1 protein-coding gene is annotated in these 253 nt (G+C 41.5%); it reads left to right on the top strand.

The window, feature by feature from the left end; genetic code table 11:
* Positions 1 to 21 precede the first annotated feature (21 nt).
* Positions 22 to 253 (top strand): hypothetical protein (locus tag CVH10_RS22605; RefSeq protein ID WP_219925023.1); only part of this gene is annotated, 232 nt, incomplete at its 3' end.

Here is a 253-nt window from a genome sequence, read left to right as displayed (position 1 = left end):
ATGGGGATGTATTGCCTGAATATGCTGGCGATCGCTCTGGAACTGGCAAAAGTAGACTCTACCTATGAAGATATTGCCAGCAAATTTTTTGAACATTTTCTCTACATTGCTGATGCAATAGATGGCATTGGTAAGACGGTAATATCCCTTTGGGATGAAGTTGATGGATTTTATTATGATGCATTGCATCTACCTAATGGCGATCGGTTGCCCTTAAAGGTACGTTCGATGGTAGGACTCATTCCGCTATTTG

Source organism: Halomonas sp. ND22Bw (genome assembly GCF_003011945.1).
GTDB classification, from domain to species: Bacteria; Pseudomonadota; Gammaproteobacteria; order Pseudomonadales; family Halomonadaceae; genus Halomonas; species Halomonas halophila.
Note: the sequence above shows the minus strand (reverse complement) of the source record. Positions and strands in the feature narration are given on the sequence as shown.